Origin of the sequence: Actinomadura keratinilytica, from assembly GCF_039539665.1 — a bacterium.
Taxonomy (GTDB): Bacteria; Actinomycetota; Actinomycetes; order Streptosporangiales; family Streptosporangiaceae; genus Spirillospora; species Spirillospora keratinilytica.
This window is the reverse complement of sequence record NZ_BAABDO010000072.1, coordinates 1-19773: the sequence shown is the minus strand read 5'-3', so window position 1 is coordinate 19773 and position 19773 is coordinate 1. Positions and strand designations below refer to the sequence as shown.

At 75.8% G+C, this 19773-nt stretch carries 17 protein-coding genes; all 17 read right to left on the bottom strand.

All coding sequences use genetic code 11. The features are described from left to right. Positions 1 to 251: 251 nt before the first annotated feature. Positions 252 to 725 carry a single-stranded DNA-binding protein gene (locus tag ABD879_RS21185; RefSeq protein ID WP_345023252.1) on the bottom strand — a complete coding sequence of 158 codons (474 nt, stop codon included), beginning with the start codon at positions 723 to 725 and terminating at the stop codon, positions 252 to 254. Positions 726 to 805: 80 nt separating this feature from the next. Continuing rightward, entirely contained in the window at positions 806 to 2503 is a 1698-nt protein-coding gene (locus tag ABD879_RS21180) for a GTPase family protein (RefSeq protein ID WP_345023251.1), read from the bottom strand. Beyond that, positions 2500 to 4548 (bottom strand): GTPase family protein, encoded by a 2049-nt coding sequence (locus ABD879_RS21175; protein WP_345023250.1) that lies wholly within the window; start codon positions 4546 to 4548, stop codon positions 2500 to 2502. The genes ABD879_RS21180 and ABD879_RS21175 overlap by 4 nt, the downstream gene beginning before the upstream one ends. Before the next feature lie 64 nt (positions 4549 to 4612). After that, positions 4613 to 5869 (bottom strand): uroporphyrinogen-III C-methyltransferase, encoded by a 1257-nt coding sequence (cobA, locus tag ABD879_RS21170; protein ID WP_345023249.1) that lies wholly within the window; start codon positions 5867 to 5869, stop codon positions 4613 to 4615. 114 nt (positions 5870 to 5983) lie between these two features. Then, the gene (cobT, locus tag ABD879_RS21165) at positions 5984 to 7798 is read right to left on the bottom strand and encodes a nicotinate-nucleotide--dimethylbenzimidazole phosphoribosyltransferase (RefSeq protein ID WP_345023248.1); all 1815 of its coding nucleotides are present in this window, start codon (positions 7796 to 7798) and stop codon (positions 5984 to 5986) included. After that, positions 7782 to 8864, bottom strand: a complete 1083-nt coding sequence (cobC, locus tag ABD879_RS21160) for an Rv2231c family histidinol phosphate aminotransferase CobC (protein WP_345023247.1) — start codon at positions 8862 to 8864, stop codon at positions 7782 to 7784. The genes cobT and cobC overlap by 17 nt, the downstream gene beginning before the upstream one ends. Further along, positions 8854 to 9771: a sirohydrochlorin chelatase gene (locus ABD879_RS21155; protein WP_345023246.1), complete on the bottom strand. Its 918-nt coding sequence runs from the start codon at positions 9769 to 9771 to the stop codon at positions 8854 to 8856. The genes cobC and ABD879_RS21155 overlap by 11 nt, the downstream gene beginning before the upstream one ends. A 59-nt stretch (positions 9772 to 9830) precedes the next feature. Beyond that, positions 9831 to 10445, bottom strand: coding sequence for a precorrin-8X methylmutase (locus tag ABD879_RS21150; RefSeq protein ID WP_345023245.1), 615 nt, complete (start codon positions 10443 to 10445; stop codon positions 9831 to 9833). Next, on the bottom strand, positions 10442 to 10609 hold the full coding sequence (locus tag ABD879_RS21145; protein ID WP_345023244.1) for a ferredoxin family protein: 168 nt from the start codon (positions 10607 to 10609) through the stop codon (positions 10442 to 10444). The genes ABD879_RS21150 and ABD879_RS21145 overlap by 4 nt, the downstream gene beginning before the upstream one ends. Positions 10610 to 10665: 56 nt before the next feature. After that, positions 10666 to 12420 carry a precorrin-3B C(17)-methyltransferase gene (gene cobJ, locus ABD879_RS21140; RefSeq protein ID WP_345023243.1) on the bottom strand — a complete coding sequence of 585 codons (1755 nt, stop codon included), beginning with the start codon at positions 12418 to 12420 and terminating at the stop codon, positions 10666 to 10668. Next, a complete protein-coding gene (gene cbiE / locus ABD879_RS21135) occupies positions 12417 to 13706 on the bottom strand; it encodes a precorrin-6y C5,15-methyltransferase (decarboxylating) subunit CbiE (RefSeq protein ID WP_345023242.1) in 1290 nt (429 codons plus the stop codon). The genes cobJ and cbiE overlap by 4 nt, the downstream gene beginning before the upstream one ends. Before the next feature lie 5 nt (positions 13707 to 13711). Next, the gene (locus ABD879_RS21130; protein ID WP_345023241.1) at positions 13712 to 14938 is read right to left on the bottom strand and encodes a cobalt-precorrin-5B (C(1))-methyltransferase; all 1227 of its coding nucleotides are present in this window, start codon (positions 14936 to 14938) and stop codon (positions 13712 to 13714) included. Positions 14939 to 14954: 16 nt separating this feature from the next. Beyond that, positions 14955 to 15773 (bottom strand): precorrin-4 C(11)-methyltransferase, encoded by an 819-nt coding sequence (gene cobM / locus ABD879_RS21125; RefSeq protein ID WP_345023240.1) that lies wholly within the window; start codon positions 15771 to 15773, stop codon positions 14955 to 14957. Then, the gene (cobI, locus tag ABD879_RS21120; protein ID WP_345023239.1) at positions 15770 to 17098 is read right to left on the bottom strand and encodes a precorrin-2 C(20)-methyltransferase; all 1329 of its coding nucleotides are present in this window, start codon (positions 17096 to 17098) and stop codon (positions 15770 to 15772) included. The genes cobM and cobI overlap by 4 nt, the downstream gene beginning before the upstream one ends. After that, positions 17095 to 18444, bottom strand: coding sequence for a cobyrinic acid a,c-diamide synthase CobB (locus tag ABD879_RS21115; protein WP_345023238.1), 1350 nt, complete (start codon positions 18442 to 18444; stop codon positions 17095 to 17097). Before ABD879_RS21115 ends, cobI begins: the two co-directional genes overlap by 4 nt. 22 nt (positions 18445 to 18466) lie before the next feature. Next, complete coding sequence (gene cobO / locus ABD879_RS21110) at positions 18467 to 19069, bottom strand: cob(I)yrinic acid a,c-diamide adenosyltransferase (RefSeq protein ID WP_345023237.1); 603 nt, start codon at positions 19067 to 19069, stop codon at positions 18467 to 18469. 2 nt (positions 19070 to 19071) lie between these two features. Beyond that, positions 19072 to 19773 (bottom strand): vWA domain-containing protein (locus ABD879_RS21105; RefSeq protein WP_345023236.1); only part of this gene is annotated, 702 nt, incomplete at its 5' end.

The window sequence follows — 19773 nt, the reverse complement described above, 5'->3', positions numbered from 1 at the left end:
TCGGTACCCCCGGCACAGACACCGCCGAGACCTCCGGAGAGGGTGGGCATGCCGGTGGAACGTGCCCGGCGATCCAGCCCATCGAGTCAGGCGGCCCGAGTGCCGACGCGACCAGTGTCGGCTGCTCGATCTCCGGTACGGGGCGTCGGCATGTTGGCGGAACAGTGTCGGCGATCCGCGCCTGTCGGGGTGGGCGGGTTCGGGGTGGACGTGGCGGCGGGGTGCGGGTGTGTTGGTGGGACGCTGTCGGGTCAGGCGGCTTCGGCGGTGGGGTCGGGGGCGGGGTGGTCGGCGCCGCCGAGGGCCCATTGGTCGGCGACCTCCTGGGCCTCGCGGCGGTCGTCGTCGGTGAGGGCGCCGCCGCGGAGGACGGGGCGGAAGTCGGCGGTGCCGCGGTTGAGGTCGTGGCCGAGCGTGCTGGCCTCGATCTCGGCGGAGAACCGCCACTGGCCGTCCTTTTCGTACTGGCGGATGCGCAGTCGGCCGGTGACCACGACGGGCTGGCCGCGCTGCAGGTCCGAGCCGTTGACGTTGTCGGCGAGATGCCGCCAGCAGTTGACCGTCAGGAACATGGTCTCCAGGTCCTGCCACTGGCCGGTCGCGCGGTCGAAGCGGCGCGGTGTGCAGCCGACCCGCAGCGACAGGTACGGGGTGCCGTTGGCGGTGACGGTGTAGTACGGGTCGGCCGCGACCCAGCCGATGACGGTGATGTGCGCCTCGTTCAACGTGGCCTCCTCTCGATCCGTCACTCCAGCGTCGCGGAGTGCGACCGGCGAGAGAAGGCCACCGCGCGATTGTGGATAACTCAGCCCTTGAGCGCGTCGACGTGGTCGCGGAACTCGGCGCACAGCTTCAGTTCGTCGGCGACCGGGGCCAGGACCTTGGACTCGGCGACCTCGGTGATGCGTTCGCGCATGTGCTCTTCCATGCGGTCGCCGTGCTTGGCGGACTGCAGCGCCACCAGGTTCCGGCAGGCCGACGCGGTGAGCGCGCCCATGCCGAGGGTGCACACCACCAGCACGGCCACGTACGGGATCAGGCCGGTCTCGCCGAGCAGCGGGCTGTCCGAGCCTCCCCCGGCGGCGCCGTACACCACCAGCAGGACGATCCAGGCCACGCCGAGCACGCTCACCAGCACCAGGAAGTACTGCCAGGTCTTGACCAGCCACCACCAGCGCGGCACCTGGTTGAAGGTGGGCAGCGCCTCGCGCACCGCGACGCCGAGCGCCTCGGGCAGTTCGGCGGCGTGGGTGCGGGCGGCGGCGCGCACCGAGCGGGCGAAGGGGGCGGGCAGGTCGGCGGTGACGCCGTCGGTGACGCTTTGCAGGGCGGCGTCGACGTCGCCCTGCAGGGCGCCGACCGGGCCGGTGAAGGCGCCGCGCAGCTCTTCGCGCAGCTCGGTGAGGCGCATGCGGCGCAGCGGGTCGCTGCGCAGCCGCGTCACCAGGGCCTGGACCGGCCAGCCGACGAAGTCGGCGGCGCGCAGCTCGTAGGCGCTCTCCATGGCCTCGGCGACGGCGGGCGCCCCGGCGGCGTCGGTGAGGGCCCGGACGAGCTCGTCGCGGCGCCGGGCGTCGACGCCGGTGGGGATGTCGGCGGGCGGGCGGTGGGCGGCGAACCGCTCGGCGAGCCGGTCGATGTCGGCGGCGAGGCGCTGGCTGCGGGCGCGGCGGGCGGCGACGGTGTCGACCAGGACGTCCCGGAAGCCGCGCACGCCGTCCTCGCTCACCGCGGAGGTGGTGATGATGCGCGGGTCGGCCAGGCCCTCGGCCTCCAGCAGGCGGCGCAGGTCGGCCACGCAGTCGTCGACCTCGCCGGGCTGCAGCCGGTCGATCTGGTTCAGCACGATGAGGGTGACGCCGGCGTGCCGGGCGAACGGGACGATGTAGTTGCGGTGCAGGGCGGCGTCGGCGTACTTCTGCGGATCGACGACCCATACCAGCAGGTCGGCGACGGTGACGAAGCGGTCGACCTCGGCGCGGTGCACGGCCCGGATGGAGTCGTGGTCGGGCAGGTCGAGCAGCACCAGGCCCTGCAGGGAGCTGTCGGCGCGTTCCAGGTCCAGGGCGCTGGCGCGGGCGTAGCGGTGCCGCTTGTCGACGTCGAGCCAGTCGAGCAGCGGGCCGGCGCCGTCCAGGCCCCACACGCAGGCGTGCGCGCGCGACGTCATGGGGCGGCGTATGCCGGTGGGCGACAGTTCCAGCCCGCAGATGGCGTTGAACAGCGACGACTTGCCGCTGCCGGTGCCGCCGGCGAGGGTGACGACGGTGTGCTCGCCGGACAGCCGCAGCCGCTGCCCGGCGCGGTCGAGCAGGTCGCGCGCCTCGTCCAGCAGCGGCTGGTCGAGCCGGCCGGTGCCGAGGCGTACGAGCGCGTCGAGGTGGTCGAGCCGTTCGGTCAGCGCGGGCGCCGCGGCCTGCTCGGGCTCGGCGGCGGAGCCGTCCGCGGGCGGCGTCGCGCCGGAGCCCGGCGACGGGTTCACGGGGATCGCCGAGGTGGTCATCGGGCAACCTCAAGGTCGTAGGTGGCCTGGTAGAGCTGGACGGGGACGGTCTCGTCGGGGATGCCGGCCGCGTCGAGCGCCTGCCCGAAGCGGATGGCCTCCTCGTCGAACAGCATCCCGATGCGGCTGCGCAGGTCGGCGCGGGCCTTGGCGCCCATGCCGCGCAGCGACTCGGCTCCGAACAGCGCCTTGAGCAGCCGCTGCGGCACGGCGCTGGTGCCGCCCTCGACGGCGACGTCGGCGGTGCCGTAGCCGAGCAGGCCGATCGTCAGCACCAGCGACAGGGCCTCGGTGTCGAACGAGACGAGTTTGGCGACCGAGCGTTTGGTGACGCCCTCGGTGCGCACCAGCTCGTGCACGTGGTCCTGCCAGGCGCTGACGGCGCGGGTGATGCGGCGCGACAGCTCGGGCGAGGCGTGCCCCATGTCGGCGGCGGGGCCGGCCAGCACGTGCCTGCCCGCGGGGTGTTCCCGCCAGCGGGCGATGACCTGCTCGGCGGCGTGCTCGGCGGACGACTGGATGAGCGACTCCAGTCCGGCGCGCAGGGCGCTCTTGAGGGCCCGCACCCGGGTGGGGCTGCCCTTGCGGCGCCGGTTGGAGCGCCGGGCGCCGCGGCCGCGGATGTGCAGGGAGCGCAGCAGGTCGCCGGTGCCCGCGAAGTCCTGCCAGCGGGCCAGCACCTCGCCGCGCAGCAGCGAGCCGTTGCGGGTGGACTCGTCCAGTTCGGCCAGGGCGGTGGAGTAGGCCGTCTCGACCAGCCGGGCCAGCTCGGCGCGCTGCTCGACCTGCGTCTCGACGTGCTTGGCCAGTTCGGGGACGCGGGTGCGGAAGCTGTCCAGGACGCCGGCCAGGGTGTCTTCGATGACGATGTGCCGGCCCTCGGCGTCCTCGGCCACGCCGACCAGCCATTCGCGCAGGTCCTCGACGGTCTCCTCGGGCAGCCGGGAGTCCTCGACGCGGGTCTCGGGGATGGTGAAGCGGCGCGCGTCGCCGACGCCGTGTTCGGCGAGCATCTCGGCGAAGTGGTCGACGACCTCGGCGCCCGCGCCCTGCGGCACCCGCGACAGCACGACGCCGATGGTGGCGCCGTTGTCGCGGGCGCGCTGCAGCATCTGCCACACCATGGCGTCGGCGTAGCGGGCGGCGGTGGTGACGCACAGCCACACGTCGGCGGCCGCCATCAGCTTGGTGGCGAACTCGTAGTGGTCCTCGAAGACCGAGTCGAAGTCGGGGCTGTCGAGCAGGGCCAGGCCGGGCGGCAGCGCGTCGCTGGAGATGATGACGAGCTGGTCGCCGGCGATGGCGTCGGGCGCGGGGCCGGGCACGCGGCCCATGCCGGGCAGCAGCGGCCCTTCCAGGAACCACTCGGCGTGGTCGGGGTGGCACACCAGGATGGGGCTGCTGGTGGTGGGGCGCAGCACGCCGGTGGCGCTGACGCGGGCCCCGACGAGCGTGTTGACCAGGGTGGACTTGCCCGCGCCGGTGGAGCCGCCGAGGACGACCAGCATGGGCGTGCCGGCGGCCTGGACGCGGGGCAGCACGTAGTCGTCGAGCTGGTTGCGGATCTGGAGCCGGGCCTCGCGGGCCTCCTCGACGCCGGGCACGTCCAGCACCAGCTCGAAGGCGCCGAGCTGGTCGCGCAGGGCGCGCAGGGCGCGGATCAGCTCGCCCTGGCGGACCGTCCCGCGGCGCCGGGCGGACGGCGGGGCTTCGCGGCCGGACAGCGCCTCGGTCTGGGAGAGGTCCACGGCGCCGGGGGGCAGGGGCTGCTCCTGCCCGGCGGAGGCGTCCCGGGGCCGCGGCGCGCCGGCGGCGGGGGCGTCGCCCGGTTTCCCGGACGGCCCGCCCTTCTTCGAGGACGCGCCCTTGCCCTTGGCCGCGCCTCTGCCCTTGGCCGGTCCGCCGTCCCCGGAGGTCCGGTCGCCGGGCCGCCTGGCGCCCGGTTCGGTGTCCGCGGGGGCGGCGGGCCCGGCCGAGGAGGCGGTCTTCTCGGCGGCGACGTCCTCCCCGGAGCGCCGCCCGGGGACTCCCACGGCGCCGCTCACGTGGCACCCCGGCGGGACGCCACGGCCCAGAGGCGGCCGACCGAATCTCCCGTCAAGTACCTGGTCACGGATCCCGCCCCATGTCCGTTCGAATCATGTCGATCTCTCGTGCCACGTTCACCACGTCGCCCACGACCACGATCGCCGGCGGCCGGATCCCGGCCGCGGCCATCTCACCGGCCACCGTGCCCAGCGTGGCCGTCAGCGCCTTCTGCCCCGGGAGGGTGCCTTCCTGGATCACGGCGACGGGCGTGGTGGACGACCGACCATAGCGTATGAGGGTCTCGGCGATGAGCGTCATCCGCTCCACCGCCATCAGCAGCACCAGGGTGCCGGTCGCGCGGCCGAGCGCGGGCCAGTCGACGGTGGAGGCCGGGTCGCCCGGCGGGACGTGCGCCGACACCACGTGGAACTCCTGGGTGACGCCGCGGTGGGTGACCGGGATGCCCGCGGCCGACGGCACCGCCACGGCGCTGGTGATGCCGGGCACGACCGTGACCGGGATGCCGTGCCGGGCGCAGTGCAGCACCTCCTCGGCGCCGCGGCCGAACACGAACGGGTCGCCGCCCTTGAGCCGCACCACGAAGCGGCCCTGCCGGGCGTGCTCGACGAGGTGGTCGTTGATGCGCTCCTGGGTGACGGTCCGCCCGTAGGGGATCTTGGCGGCGTCGATCACCTCGGTGTCGGCGGGCAGCTCGTCCAGCAGTTCGCGGGGGGCGAGCCGGTCGGTGACGACCACGTCGGCCTGGGCGAGCAGCTGCCGCCCGCGCACGGTGATCAGGCCGGGGTCGCCGGGGCCGCCGCCGACCAGCGCCACCCCGACCGGCTTGCGGCGGTGGTGCCGCGCTTCGAGGGTGCCGTCGCGCAGCCCGTCGACGATCGCGTCGCGCACGCCCGCGGCGTGCCGCGGGTCGCCGCCCGCCAGCACGCCCACGGTGGTGTCGCCGACCTGACCGCTCGCCGGGGTCCAGGCGGCGGACGACTCGGCGTCGTCGGCGCGCACGCACCACACGCGGTTCCGCTCGGCCTCGGCGGCGACGGCGGCGTTGACCTTGGCGTCGTCGGTGAGGGCCTGCACCAGCCAGGCGTCGGCGCAGTCGCCGTCGCGGTAGGGCCGCCGGTGCCAGGCGATCCGGCCGGTGCCGTCCCCGCCCCGGGCGTTGATCAGGTCTTCGAGGGAGGGCGTGACCTCGGGGGCGACCAGTCGCACCGCGGCGCCCGCGGCCAGCAGCGCCGGGACGCGGCGCTGAGCCACCCGGCCCCCGCCGACGACGAGGACCTTCCGTCCGCTCAGTCGCAGTCCTAGCAGGTAGGGGGGCACGTCGCTCTCTCGATCGGGGCTTGGCAGGCGTTCCGGGACGCCGGGGACGGACATGGGTGTATGTGGACCAAAGGTACTCGGGTTGAGGTGCTCATGGAGAGTGCTCCCACCCAGTCACTCCTCGTCGCCGTCGTCACCGTGCGGGGGCCTCGCCGTCGGTGCGGCGTCCTTGCCGCTCACCCCGGCCGCGTCGAAGGTGGCGACCCGGTGCAGCACCCGGACCGCGCCTTGGACCAGCGGCAGGGCGAGCAGGGCGCCGGTGCCCTCCCCCAGCCGCAGCTCCAGGTCCACCAGTGGACGAAGCCCCAGGTGAGCAACGGTAGCCGAATGTCCGGGCTCGGCAGAACGATGCCCGGCGACACACGCCGACAGCGCGTCGGGGCACAGCGCCGCGGCGACCAGCGCGGCGGCCCCGGCGATCACCCCGTCCAGCACGACGGGGACGCGCAGGGCGGCCGCGCCGAGCAGGAATCCGGCCAGGGCGGCGTGCTCCAGGCCGCCGACGGCGGCCAGCGCGGCGAGGGGGTCGCGGGCGGCCGCGCCGTCGCCGCCGTCCAGTCCGTGGCGGGCGAGGGCGGTCCGCACGACGCCGATCTTGCGGGCGTGGGTGGCGTCGTCGATGCCGGTGCCGCGGCCGGTGACCTGTTCGGGCGGCCGGCCGGTGAACGCGGCGACCAGGGCGGCCGAGGCCGTGGTGTTGGCGATGCCCATGTCGCCGGTGAGCAGGCAGCGCGCCCCGGCCGCGACCAGGTCGCGGGCGACCTCGATGCCGGTCTCGACGGCGCGGCGGGACTGCTCGGCGGTCATGGCGGGGCCGGCGGTCATGTCGGCGGTGCCGTAGGCGACCTTGCGGGGCAGCAGCCCGGGGGCGGGGTCCAGGTCGCGGGCCACGCCGACGTCGACCACGCTGACCTCGGCGCCGACCTGGGCGGCGAACGCGTTGACGACCGCGCCGTCGGCCAGGAAGTTGGCCACCATCTGCGCGGTGACCTCCTGCGGCCAGGGGGTGACGCCCTGGGCGTGGACGCCGTGGTCGGCGGCGAAGACCGCCACGGCGGCGGGTTCGGGGACCGGCGGGGGGCAGGTCCCGGCCAGTCCGGCGAGCTGCACCGACACCTCTTCGAGGACGCCGAGGGACCCCGGCGGCTTGGTGAGCCGGGCCTGGTGGTCGCGGGCGTCGCGCATGGCGTCCCGGTCCAGGGGGCGGATGGCGGCGATGGTCTGCTCGATCAGGTCCATGGTGTCCTCTCCTGGCAGGGCGCGCCGCCCGTACCGCTCGTCGTGCACGGCCCAGGCGAGGGGGCGGCGGCGGGCCCAGCCGGTCAGGGCGAGCTGGGGCGCGGGCGGGAACTCGGCCACGTGGCCGACGCACAGGTAGGCGACGACGTCCACGTGGCCGGGCAGGCCGAGCTCGTCGGCCAGTTCCCGTTCGTCGAAGAAGCTGACCCAGCCGACGCCGAGCCCTTCGGCGCGTGCGGCCAGCCACAGGTTCTGTACGGCGCAGGCGACCGAGTAGTGGGCGGTGCGGGGCTGGGCGTGGCGGCCCAGGGGGTTGCGGCCGCCCCGGGTGGGGTCGCAGGTGACGGCGATGTTCACCGGGGCCTCGCGGATGGCCTCGACCTTGAGCCGGTCGAAGGCGGCGGCGCGCGGGGCGGTCAGGGTCTCGGCGTAGACGGCGCGCTGCCGGTCGGCCAGGGCGCCGATGCGCGCGCGCCGTTGCGGGTCGCGGATGACGATGAAGTCCCAGGGCTGGGTGAGCCCGACGGACGGGGCGCGGTGCGCGGCCTCCAGCACCCTGGTGAGGACGGCGTCGTCCACGGGGTCGGGCAGGAAGCCGGTGCGCATGTCGCGCCGTTCGGCGATCGCCTGGTAGACGGCCTGGCGCGCCGGCTCAGGGTAGGGGGCGGCGGGCTCAGATGCCGAGTTCACCGAGCGCCTCCAGGAGTGCGTCGTTGGTGGCGCGGTCGCGGACGGCGACGCGCAGCCAGTCGGGGCCGAGGCCGGGGAAGGTGTCGCCGCGGCGAACGGCGTATCCGCGTTCGCGGAGCAGGGCGCGGACTCCCAGGGCGTCGGGCATGTTCAGGCACAGGAACGATGCGCGCGCCCGGGGCACCACGTACAGTCCGCGTGCGGTCAGCTCCCCGGCCAGGCGTTCGCGTTCGGCGGCCAGGTCCGCGGCCCACCGCTCCGCTTCGGCCAGCGCGGACGGTTCGCAGCACGCCTGGATCGCGACGAGGGCGGGGGTGGACACGGCCCACAGGGGTTGGGCCTCGGCCAGCCGTTCGATGAGCGCGGGTTCGGCGAGGACGTATCCGGCGCGCAGGCCCGCGAGCCCCCAGGTCTTGGTGAGGCTGCGGATGACGACGACCCCCGGCGGGAGCGTCGCGGCCAGGGTCTCCGGTTCGCCGGGCACGCAGTCCATGAACGCCTCGTCCACCACCACGGTGCGGCCGGGGCGGGCCAGGGCGGCGATGGTCTCGGCCGGGTGCAGCACGGAGGTCGGGTTGGTGGGGTTGCCGATGACGACGAGGTCGGCGTCGCGCGGCACGGCGTCGGGGTCCAGGGTGAAGTCCTTGCCGAGGATCACGCGGTGCACGGCGTGCCCGGCGGCGCGCAGGGCGGCCTCGGGTTCGGTGAACTGGGGGTGGACGATCGCGGCGCGCCGCGGCCGCAGCGCCCGGGCCAGCAGCACGAACGCCTCGGCGGCGCCGGAGGTGAGCAGGACCTCCTCCACCGCGCGGCCGTGCCGGCGGGCCACCGCGCTGCGGGCCGGGCGCGGGTCGGGGTAGGCGGCGAGGTCGGCTACGGAGGCGCGCAGCCGTTCGGCCAGCCATGCCGGAGGGGTGCCGGGGCGGACGTTCACCGCGAAGTCGACGAGCCCCGATCCGACCTCGGCGTCCCCGTGGTGGCGCAGATCGACGTCGTCGGCGCGTGCAGAGCCGGTGCGTGCAGAGCCGACGCGTGCAGAGTCGGTGCGCGGCGGGTCAGTGCGCATGGACGTGTCCATGTCCGTGTCCGTGGGCGGAGGGGTCGTCGGGGTGGTGGTGCGGGGTCTGGGGGGCGCCGACGCGGTCCTCGAAACCGGGCAGCGCGACGCGGTAGACGCAAGTGTCGCAGTTCATGCGCAGGTCTCCGGCGAGGGCCTCCTCGTAGCGTTCGGCCACCACGTCCGCCAGGCCGTCGCAGTCGCCGATGACGTCGGCGACGCGCACGTCCACGTCCGGGTGCGCGGCCCCGTAGGCGCGGGCCTCGTCGGCCACGCGGTCGGGGAGCACGCCCGGGAACAGGAAGTAGGGCAGCACGACGACGCGGTGTGCGCCCAGTCTGCGGCATCGCTCCAGCCCCTCCGTGACGCTGGGGCGTGCCAGGGAGATGAACGCCGGTTCCACGCACAGCAGCCCGTGCCCCTGGTCGGGGCCGGCGGCGCCGCGCCCCTCCCAGAACAGCCGGGCGACCTTGTGCACCTCGGCGTTGGCGTCGGGGTCGGTCGATCCCCGGCCGACCAGCAGCACCGCGGTGCCGGGGGTGCGGTCCGCGCCGGGCAGCACCGCGTCCAGGCGTTCCTGCAGGAGGGCCAGCAGGGTCGGGTGCGGCCCCAGGGGGCGGCCGTAGCGGTACGACAGGCCGGGGTGGCGCACCAGCTCGCGTGCCATGGCCCCGGGGATGTCGCCCTTGCCGTGCCCGGCCGACACCAGCACCAGCGGCACGGCCGCCAGGGAGCGGTGGCCGCTGCCGTAGAGGTCGGCGACCGCCTCCGTCAGCGGCGGCGGGGACAGTTCGATGAATCCGCCCGCCACGTCCACCGGCATCCGGCGGCGCAGCCGTTCGACGAACCGGCCGAACTCCGCGACGCCCGCCTCGTCCCGCGTACCGTGCCCGACCACCAGCATGGGCGGTTTCACTGCGTTCCCCGTTCTGCTCCGGCGCGCCCGAGGCGCGCCGCGGTCCTGTTCCTGCGCTGTCATGAGGTTTCCTGCGTTGCCACGGGGTCCCCCTCGTAGTAGAGGAGCGCGTTGGCGGCCGCCGCCGCGACCGCGGAGCCGCCCTTCTCCGAGACGTTGCTGAGCTGGGGCAGGCCGCTGGCGCGCAGCGCCTCCTTGGCCTCGGCGGCGCCGACGAACCCGACCGGCAGCCCGATGACCAGCGCGGGCGCGACCTTGCGCTCGATGATCTCGAACAGGGCGGTGGGGGCGCAGCCGACGACCCACACCGCGCCCGGGCCGACCTCGGCGTAGGCGAGGCGGACGGCGGCGGCCGAGCGGGTGATGCCCGCCGCGCGCGCCAGCCGGGCGGCGGCCGGGTCGCCGATGTGGCACAGCGTCTCGCGTTCGGTGATGCCGGCGGCGACCATGCCCACGTCGGTGACGATCGGCGCGCCCGAGCGCAGCGCCGCCAGGCCGCGCGCCAGGTGCTCCTCCCGGGTGACCAGGTCCACCGCGTAGTCCAGGTCGGCGCTGGCGTGGATGACCCGTTCGGCCACGGCGCGCCACAGCGGCGGCATCGGCGACAGGTCGACGCGGGACCGCAGGATCTCGTAGGACCGCACCTCGATGGGGTGGGGCTGGCGCGCGCTCATGGGCACTCCTCGATGGCGTCGACGGGGCATACCTCGATGCACTCGCCACAGCCGGTGCACAGCGCGTCCAGCACCAGCAGCGGCCGCCCGTGCGGGCGGATCGCGTGTTCGGGGCAGGTGAGCAGGCACGCGCCGCACCCCCGGCACCGGTCCGTGACGATCACGCCAAGCCTGTCACGGCGCGCGTCCCCGCGGCGCGCGTCCTGTCGGCGTGCGTCCGCTACGCCCATCGGTAGCCCCGGGGGGTGACGAAGCGGCCCGCCATGGCCCGGCTGCGGCTGGAGCCGACCAGGACGACGGTGTACATGTCGGCCTGCGCGGGGTCCACGTCCGCGAGCGTGGTGAGGGTGACCGACTGGTCCGGGCGGGTGGCGTTGCGGACCAGCCCCACCGGGGTGTGCGGCGGGCGGTGCTCGGCCAGGATGCGCAGCGCCTCGGCCAGCTGCCAGTCGCGGGCGCGGCTGCGCGGGTTGTAGAAGCAGACGGTGAAGTCGCCCTCGGCGGCGGCGCGGACGCGGCGTTCGATGACCTCCCAGGGCGTGTGCAGGTCCGACAGCGACACGTAGGCGTGGTCGTGCCCCAGCGGCGCGCCGAGCAGGGCGGACGCGGCCGCGGCGGCGGTGATGCCGGGGACGCCGTCCACGTCCACGGCGTGCGCGGCGCCTTCCGCGGCGAGCATCTCCAGCGCGGGGCTCGCCATCGCGTACACGCCGGCGTCGCCGGAGCCGATGAGCGCGACGGCGCGTCCGGCCGCGGCCTCCCGCACGGCGGTGCGCGCGCGTTCCTCCTCGTGCCCGAGCCCGCTGCCGAGCACGCGCGTACCGGGGCGCAGCAGGTCGCGGACCTGGTCGAGGTACTGGTCCAGGCCGACCACGACCGACGAGCGCCGCAGCGTCTCGGCGGCGCGCGGGGTGAGCAGGTCGCGGGCGCCCGGCCCGAGCCCGACGATGCTCAGCCGCCCGCGCGGCCGCAGCCGGGCGACGGCGGCGGTGGCGTTGGCCGACTTGGTCTTCTCGGTGACCAGCTCGGCGTCGCGGCCGAAGGCGCGGGCCGCGTGCAGGGCGGCCGCCTCGGCGACGCTGGGCGTGCCGACCTCGGCCGCCACGACCGGCGACGGGTTGGGCACCTCGACGCGGGCGAGCACCTCGGCCGGATAGGCGACGACCTGCCAGCCGCGCCGCAGCGCCGCCTCCAGGATGCCCTCCTCGTCGGCCTTGCGGTCGACGGTCGCCAGGCAGCGCACCGACTCCGGGGCCAGGCCCGGTATGTCCAGCGCCAGATCGATCAGCTCGTCGATCTCGTCGGCGGTGACGCCGCGCGCCGACCCGACGCCGACGACCAGCGACGGGGGCCGGTAGACGAGCCGGTTGCCGAACCAGTCCTCGTGGCACATGCATTCGATCTCGGCGCCGTCGGTGACCAGGATCCCGACGGACGGATCGGCGTCGTCGAACCACGGGCGGACGTTGGGCGGCAGCGGGGGCAGCGGCCAGTCGTCGGCGCCCTCCAGCAGCACCGGCTCGCCCGACAGCACGGCCGCGCCGACGTGCGGGAGCATGTCGGGGTCGTGCACGGTGAAGCCGAGGTCGGCGCCGTAGGAGTCCAGCGGCGTGACGTTGGCCTGGTCGCTGGCGGTGGTGACGACGGGGATGCAGCCGAGCACGCCGGTCAGCCGGCGGGCGAGCTCGTTGGCGCCGTGGTGGCCGCCGAGCAGCGCAACGGCGAACTGCATGCTCTCGTCCACGCACACCACGGCCGGGTCGGTGGCCTTGCGTTCCAGCAGCGGCGCCAGCACCCGCACCGTCGCGCCCACGGCCAGGAAGCTGACGATGGCGTCGCAGGTCCGCCACGCCTCGCGCAGCCCGTCGGCGGCCTTGACGTCGGTGAACAGGCGCACCTGGCCGGGCCAGGCGGCGGCGAGCGCGTCGGCGGCGGTGCGGCCGCCCGCGGTGGCCGCGACTATGCCGATCGTCACTGTGCGCTCCTCGTGTCGATGCCGTCCGGAAGTTCGGCGACTGTTTGGGGGCGGCGCGCCGCGTGGTGGTTCCGGGCGGGGGGCATGGGAGGCGGCTCACGGTCGCCCCACACCACGAACACCGGGTTGGTGGCGGCCAGGCGGTGCACGTCCCCGGGCAGGGGGGACAGCCGGTTGGCCTGGAGTTGGACGGCCTGGGCGGACAGGCCCTCGGCGGTGAGGGCGTCCAGGGTCGGCCGCAGGCGTTCCGCGGCCGCCAGCGCGACGACGACGGTGCGCAGCGCCCGGGCCGCGCACGCGCGCACCACCTGCGGCCCGCCTCCCCCGACGAACACCGCGTCGGGGTCGGGGAGGTGCTCCAGCACGTGGGGGGCCTCCCCCCGGGACACGGCGATCTTCACCCCGTGGGCGCGCACGTTGGCGCGGATGCGTTCGCACGACGCCGCGTCGCGGTCGACGGCCACCACGGCGGCCCCGAAGCGGGCGCATTCGATCGCCACGGAACCGCTGCCGGCGCCCACGTCCCACACCATGTCGCCCACGCGCGGCCCGAGCTTGGCCAGGGCGAACGCCCGCACCTCCGCCTTGGTCACCATCGAGTCGCGGTGGTCGAACGCCTCCTCCGGCAGCGCCCAGCCCGCGGGGCCCGGCGGCGTCCCGGCGATCCATCCCTTGGCGCCGACCGAACGGGACGGGTCCAGCACCAGCACCACGTTGGGGTCGCGCCAGGGCCGCGTGGTGGCCTCGGCGGGACGCACGTGCACCACGCGTTCGTCCGGCTCGCCCAGGTCCTCGCACACCACGAACGTGCGGGGCGTCTGCGGGAACAGCTCGCGCGCCAGTTCGGCCGGCCCGAAGCCCGGCGCGGTCAGCACGGCCACCTTGGGGTGGGCCCGGCACGCGTTGACGGCGCGGCGCGACTCGCGGCCGTGCGCGGACACCACCAGCGCGTCGTCCCACGGCAGCCCGGCGCGCGCGAACGCCCGTGCCACCGACGACAGCGCCGGGAGCACCAGCGGCCGGTGCCCCCGCTCCCGCAGCGCCCGCACGATGCCGAAGAACCCCGGGTCGCCGCTGGCGACCACCACGACGTTGGCCTCCGCCCCGGCGGCGTCGATCTCGTCCAGGGCGGCGGCGAGGTCGCCCAGGACGACGCGGCGGGCCGCGTCGGGCACGGGGACGGCCGCCAGGTTCCGGGCGCCGCCCACGACGAGCGCGGCGCCCTCCAGGGCGGTGCGAGCCGCGTCGGGCAGCGGCGACCCGTCGTATCCGATCACTGTGACCATGGCACTCACCGCGGCCGCGCCATCCGCCCGTACATGCCGACCATGCGCTCGCCGGTGAAGTCGACCAGCACCACCTGGGCGGCGATCGGGCTGCGGCCGCCGCCCGCGGCCTCGGCGGCGAAGCGCTCCAGCACCCCGGCGACCCGGCGGCACAGCTCCCGCCCGCACGGCCCCAGCAGCCCGGCCTCCTCCCACAGCTCGTAGGCGTGCCGGGCGGTGTTGGCGGCGGCGACCCGCTCGGCCAGCTCCGGCGGCCCGCCCATCGCCGCGGTGATCTCGCCGAGCAGGCCGGTGTCGACGCGCGAGCGCGTGTAGTGCGTCATCAGCACCCCGGAGGCGAGCTTGGTGAGCTTGCCCGCCATGCCGACGAACACCACCTGCGTCAGGCCGTGCTCGACCGCGCGGCGCAGCGCCGCCCCGGTGAAGTCGCCGACCTCCACGAAGCACACCTCCGGCAGGCGCGGCAGCAGCTTCATCGCGCCCCGCTCGGTGCGGCCGCCCGTGCACAGCACCAGCGTCGTCTCGCCCTGCGCCGCCATGACCGACACCGCCTGCTCGACGCTGGCCCGCCACGACGCGGTGGAGAACGGCCGGACGATCCCGGTCGTGCCGAGGATGGAGATGCCGCCGAGGATGCCCAGGCGCCGGTTGGTGGTCTTGCGCGCCATCCGCTCCCCGTCGGGCACCGAGATCACCACGCGGACGCCCCGCCCGGTGGCGGGGTCGGCGACGGCGCGCGGGTCGGGCGGGCCGTCCAGCGGCGCGCCGGCCAGCGCCTCCGCCACCGCCTGCGTGATCATCTTGCGCGGGACGGGGTTGATCGCCGGGCCGCCGAGCTCCAGGCCCAGGCCCGGCTTGGTGACCACGCCGACGCCCTCGCCGCCGTCCAGGTCCAGGCCCGGCTCGTCCCGCCACGACACGTCCGCGGTGATGTGCGCGCCGTGCGTGACGTCGGGGTCGTCGCCGGCGTCCTTGACCACCACCGCCCGCGCCCGGCCGCGCCCGGCGTCCACGCCGGTCTCCTCCACCCGGAACGTGACCCGGTTGCCGGACGGCAGCGCGACCTCCACGTACCCGGGCGGGTCGTCGCCGCGCAGCAGCAGCCGCGTCGCCGCCTTGGCCGCCGCCGACGCGCACGTGCCGGTCGTCCAGCCCGTCCGCAGCGCCTTCCGCCGCGCCTTCATCGTGCGCGGCAGGTCCGGTTCCCGAAGCTCCCTGTCCTCGTCGCTCATGGCCGCCCTCCGCAGATCATGGGCGTCGAGCCTCTCGGAGCCGGCGGCGGGCCGCGGGCTCGGCGCGCCGGAAACCGTGGAAATGACCCGGGTGGTACAGGTGCGAGCGGGTGCCCTCGGCGGCCAGGGCGGGGCCGACCAGCACCAGCGTGTGCTTCCACAGCCTGTGCGCCTTGACGGTGGCGGCCAGCTCGCCCAGCGTGCAGCGGACGACCAGCTCGTCCGGCCAGGTGCAGCGGTAGGCCACCACGCAGGGGGTGTCTTCGGGGTAGCCGCCCTCCAGCAGCTCCTCCTGCAGCTGCCCGGACCGGGCCGCCGACAGGAACAGCGCCATGGTCGCGCCGTGCCGGGCGAACTCGCGGACCTCCTCCCCCGGCGGCATCGGCGTCTTGCCGCCGCCCAGCCGGGTCAGGATCACCGACTGCGCCACCTCCGGGATGGTCAGCTCCCGCCGCACGGCCGCGGCGACCGCGCTGAAGCTGGACACGCCCGGGACCACCTCGGTCTCCAGGCCCAGCTCGCGGCAGCGGTCGAGCTGCTCCTGCAGCGCGCCCCACAGCGCCGGGTCGCCGGAGTGGACGCGGGCGACGGTGAGCCCCTCGGCGGCGGCGCGCTCGTAGTACGGCAGGACGCCCTCCATCGGCAGCCGCGCCGAGTCGACGATCTCCGCGTCCGGGCGGGCGTGCTCCAGCACGTCGGGGTGCACCAGGCTGGCCGCCCAGATCACCACGTCGGCGGCGGCGATGGCGCGGGCCGCGCGGAACGTCAGCAGGTCGGCGGCGCCCGGCCCGGCGCCCACGAACAGCACCCGTCCGGTCACCCGTGGGCCGGTCATGCGATCTTTCCTCCTCGGGTGGTGCGGCGGCCCGGCACGATCAGCGTGGACAGGTACGGGACGGGCCCGGCGAGGTCGCGGGCGGGCCGCACGTCCTCGCCGGGCAGGCCGAGCCGCGCGCCGCAGACGGCGTCGTCCAGCCGTCCCGCGTCCTTGAGCGTGCCGATCACCTCGTCGGCGACCGAGCCGAACTTGTAGGCCACGACGGTGTCGCAGGCGTCCAGGGCGGCGCGGAACGCGGCCACGCCGCCGGTCAGCGGCACCAGCCCCACCGACTCGGCGCCCTCGGCGAGCACGGTGCCCGAACGCGCCGCCAGGTCCTGCATGGCGGTGATGCCGGGGACGGTCTCCACGACCGTGTCCGGGCGCCGCTCGCGCACCGTCTGGGCGAGGTAGGTGAAGGTGGAGTAGACGTTGGGGTCGCCGATGGTGGCGAACGCGACCGTGCGCGCGCCGTCGGCGAAGGCGCGCAGGACGCGGTCGGCCGCCCGGTCCCAGGCCGCCGCCCGCCGCCCGGTGACGCCGCCGCGGTCGTTGAGCGCGAACACGACCCGTTCGGCCTTGCCGGTGTAGGCGCGGACGACCGATTCGGCGCGGCCCTCCTCGTCCAGCGACATCACCGGGACCAGCACCACGTCGGCCTCGCCCAGGATCCGCACCGCCTTGGCGGTGACCAGCTCCGGGTCGCCCGGCCCGACGCCCAGGCCGACCAGGCGCGGCGGGCGCCCGGGCGGCGCGTCGTCCAGGTCGGGGCGGAGCAGGCCGAAGACGGCCTGGTCCCGCTGCTCGCCGTCGGGGCCGCGCTCGGCGCCGCGCGCGACTCCCTCGCGCCGGAAGCCGCTTTTCTCGGCCACGCGCAGGGAGGCTCGGTCGGTGGTCAGGGCGCGCAGCTCGATCCGGTGCAGGCCGCAGGCGCGCAGCGCCCACCGCGAGACGAGGGTCAGCGCCTCGGTGGCGTAGCCGCGTCCGCGCCAGGACGGGCGCATGCCGTAGCCGACCTCGCAGGTGAGCTGCGACCAGTCCACGCGGAACAGCCCGATCGTCCCGGCGAGAACGCCGGTGGCGCGGTCGGTCACGGCGAAGTGGACGCCGGTGCCCTCCCGCTGGGGAAGGTGCACTTCCCCGTCCGGCCACGGGGCCAGGGTCTCGGGGCTCGGCTCGCGCGGGAAGGTCGGCGGCAGGATGTCCTCGCCCGCCCTGACCACGTCGACGAGGGCGGCGGCGTCGTCCGGCTCGAACGGACGCACCACCACCCGCTCCCCTTCGAGGCGGACGGGTTCGCGGAAGGCGCTCTTCACCGGGCCGGTCCCGTTGTTCGACGTCATCGGCACGAGTCCACCATCCTCCGCGCGAAGTGCGGCATGCCGGCCCAGTGCAGGTGAAGATAGGACGCCACGCACGCCCCCTGCACGAACCCCTCCGGCCCGGACGGCGACCACTGCCACGCCGGGGCGGTGCCGTGGCCGGGGTCGGTGACGGTGCGGTGGAACTCGTGTCCGCGCACCCGTTCGCCCGTGCGCGCCACCACCGAGTCCGACACCGCGACCGCCGACCGGTAGCCCAGCGTCAGCCGCGGGGCCATCGTCGCGGTGACGTCCCCCAGCACCCCGCACATGGGCGCGCCGTCCAGCTCGCGCGCCAGGTACAGCAGGCCCGCGCACTCGGCGTAGACGGGGCCGGTGAACGACGCCAGTTCGCGGCGCAGCGGCTCGTTCGCCGACAGCTCCGCCGCGTACACCTCGGGGAACCCGCCGCCGATCACCACGCCCCGGGTGCCGGACGGCAGGTGCTCGTCGCGCAGCGGGTCGAACCGGACGACCTCCGCGCCCGCCGCCTCCAGCAGCTCCTCGTTCTCGGCGTAGCCGAACGTGAACGCCGGGCCGCCGGCGACCGCGATCCTCGGCCGACGCCCCGGGATCCCCTCCGCGGCCGGGGGCTCCCAGGGGGCGGCGGCCAGCGGCGGGGCGGAACGCGCCACCGCCAGGACGGCGTCCAGGTCGCAGGACTCGGCGACCAGCTCCCCCATGCGCCGCACCGTGGCGACCGCGTCGGCGTCGCGTTCCGCCGCCGGGACGAGCCCCAGGTGCCGGGACGGGGTGGCGATGTCGTCGTGCCGCCGCAGGGCGCCCAGCACGGGCAGGCCGACGTCGGCGAGGGCGTCGCGGCACATCTGCTCGTGCGCGTCCGACCCGACCCGGTTGAGGACGACCCCGCCGAACCGCACGTTGCCGAACGTGCGGAAGCCGTGCACGGTGGCCGCCACGGAACGGCCCGACGCCGCCGACGCGTCCACCACCAGGACGACGGGCGCGTCCAGCAGCGCGGCGACGTGGGCGGTGGAGGCGAAGTCTCCCCCCGAGTCGTCCACGCCGGCGCCGGCGAAACCGTCGTACAGGCCCATGACGCCCTCGATGACCGCCACGTCCGTGCCCGCCGCGCCGTGCAGCAGCAGCGGCGCGACGAGCTCCTCGGACGTCAGCCAGGGGTCGAGGTTGCGGCCGGGGCGTCCGGTCGCCAACGCGTGGTACCCAGGGTCGATGTAGTCCGGCCCCACCTTGTGGGGGGACACCGCCAGGCCCCGTGCCGCGAACGCCGCCATCAGCCCCGTGGCGACGGTCGTCTTGCCGCTCCCCGAGGCGGGCGCCGCGACCACCAGACGGGGGACGCTCATGCCGCACCCCCCGCGGGCACGCTCACCATTCGATGCCCTTCTGGCCCTTCTGGCCGCGGTCCATCGGGTGCTTGACCTTGCCCATCTCGGTGACCAGGTCGGCGAACTCCACCAGGCGCGGATCGGCGTCCCGCCCGGTGATGACCACGTGCTGCCGCCCCGGCCGCTCGCGGAGCGCGGCGATGACGTCGTCGACGTCCACCCAGCCCCACTTCATCGGGTAGGTGAACTCGTCCAGCACGTACAGCCGGTAGGTCTCGGCGGCCAGGTCGCGTTTGATCTGCTCCCAGCCCTCGCGCGCGTCGGCCGCATGGTCGGCCTCGGTGCCGGGGCGGCGGATCCACGACCAGCCCTCGCCCATCTTGTGCCAGGTCACCGGGCCGCCCTCGCCGCTGTCGCCGAGCACGCGCAGCGCCCGCTCCTCGCCGATGCGCCACTTGGCGGACTTGACGAACTGGAACACCCCGATCGGCCAGCCCTGGTTCCAGGCCCGCAGCGCCAGCCCGAACGCGGCGGTGGACTTGCCCTTGCCGGGCCCGGTGTGCACGATCACCAGCGGCCGGTTGCGGCGCTGCCGCGTCGTCAGCCCGTCGTCGGGCACCTGCACCGGCTTGCCCTGCGGCATGTCTAGGCCCCCCTTCTCATCCGGCCGGGCGCCGTCCGGGCGCCCCGGACGACCCCGGCGAGGGACCCGGCGGCCAGCTCGTCCAGCCGGACCACCTGCGCGCCCAGCCGCCCGCCCAGCTCGGCCGCCAGCCCCAGGCGCACCGGCCCCGACTCGCAGTCGACCACGACGCAGGCCACGCCGGCGAGCCGGGCCGCGGCGGCGGACGGGTCGGGCCCGCGGGTGGCGCGGCCGTCGGTCACCACGACCAGCAGCGGACGCCGGGACGGGTCGCGCAGCCGCTCGACGCGCAGCACCTCGGCGGCGCGCAGCAGCCCGGCGGCCAGCGGGGTGCGGCCGCCGGTGGGCAGCCGCTCCAGGCGGCGCGCGCCCGCCTCGACCGAGGAGGTGGGCGGCAGCACCAGCGCGGCGTCCCGGCCCCGGAAGGTGATCAGGCCGACCTTGTCGCGGCGCTGGTAGGCGTCCAGCAGCAGGCTGAGCACCGCCCCCTTCACCGCGCGCATCCGCCGCCGCGCGGCCATCGACCCGCTGGCGTCGACGACGAACAGCACGAGGTTGCCCTCGCGTCCGTCCCGCACCGCCTCGCGCAGGTCCTCGGCGGCGACGACCAGGCCGGGCCCGGTGCGGCCGCGGGCGCGCTGGTGCGGGGCGGCGGCGCGCAGCGTCGCGGTCAGATGCAGGCCGCGCGGGCCGGGGCGGGCGCC